Annotated in this window: 1 protein-coding gene; it reads right to left on the bottom strand. The window is 66.6% G+C overall.

Going from position 1 to position 1,134, the window contains the following annotated elements; genetic code table 11:
- On the bottom strand, positions 1 to 1,077 hold the full coding sequence (locus AB0M29_RS45230) for an IS630 family transposase (RefSeq protein ID WP_365393702.1): 1,077 nt from the start codon (positions 1,075 to 1,077) through the stop codon (positions 1 to 3).
- Positions 1,078 to 1,134 lie beyond the last annotated feature (57 nt).

The raw sequence follows: 1,134 nt of genomic DNA, 5'->3' as shown, positions 1-1,134 counted from the left end.
CTAGTGTCGTGTGAATGAAGTCCTTGGACGTTTGGGGGTGGCGTGTTCGAGGATGTCGTCGGCGGTTTTGGTCCATGTGAAGGGCTGGCAGCGGTCGTTGTAGGCGTCGATGTAGCGGCGGATGGCGTCGGTGAGGTCAGTGACCGAGGTGAAGGTGCCGCGGCGTATGGCCTGGCGGGTGATGATGCCGAAGAAGATCTCCACCAGGTTCAGCCATGAACAGGAGGTCGGGGTGAAGTGCAGCGTGATCCGCGGGTTCTTCGCCAGCCACGCCTTCACCCGGGGGTGCTTGTGGGTCGCGTAGTTGTCGACGACCACGTGCAGCTTGACCCGGGGGTGGGCCTTGGCGACCTGCTTGAGGAAGCGCAGGAACTCGTCGTTGCGGTGCCGGTCGTAGCAGGCGTCCGCGGTGATCTTCCCGGTGGCGACCTCCAGGGCCGCGAACAGCGTGGTGGTGCCGTGGCGGACGTAGTCGTAGGTGCGGCGCTCGGCCAGGCCCGGCCGCACCGGCAGCATCGGCGCGGTCCGGTCCAACGCCTGGATCTGCGACTTCTCATCGACGCAGACCACGACCGCCTTCTCCGGCGGGGCGAGATACAGCCCGACCACATCACGGACCTTGGTCTCCAACTCCGGGTCGGTGGAGAACTTGAACGTCTCGCTCCGCCAGGGTTGGATCTTCCACTTCCGCCACACCTTGGCCACCGCCACATTGGACAGACCCAGCTCGGCGCCGAGCAACCGGGATGACCAGTGCGTCACCCCCAGCTTGTCCGGCGGGCCCTCCAGGGTCCGTACTACTACTTCGACTTCGTCCACGGTCCCGGGCCGGCCCGAACGCGGCCGGTCCTCCAGCCCCACCAAGCCGGCCGACCGGAACCGGCCCCGCCAGGTCACCACCGTCTGCCGGGACAACTCCAGCCGCCGCGCGATATCGGTGTTCGAGGCGCCCTCGGCAGCGAGCAGCACGATCCGGGCCCGCGTCACCAACCCGGACGGGGACGACGGCGAGCGCACCCATGAACGCAGGACCTCACGGTCCGCATCGGACACGACCAACGGCGCAGCAACAGGCATACGCCATTCAACCGCACTCCGACTCTTCGTCCAAGGACTTCATTCACGCGACACTAG

This window comes from Streptomyces sp. NPDC051976, from assembly GCF_040680795.1.
Taxonomy (GTDB): Bacteria; Actinomycetota; Actinomycetes; order Streptomycetales; family Streptomycetaceae; genus Actinacidiphila.
This window is presented reverse-complemented; position numbering and strand designations above follow the sequence as displayed.

Coding starts and splice junctions, on each gene's coding strand:
- AB0M29_RS45230 (WP_365393702.1), bottom strand. CDS start 1,077: ATGCCTGTTGCTGCGCCGTTGGTCGTGTCCGATGCGGACCGTGAGGTC.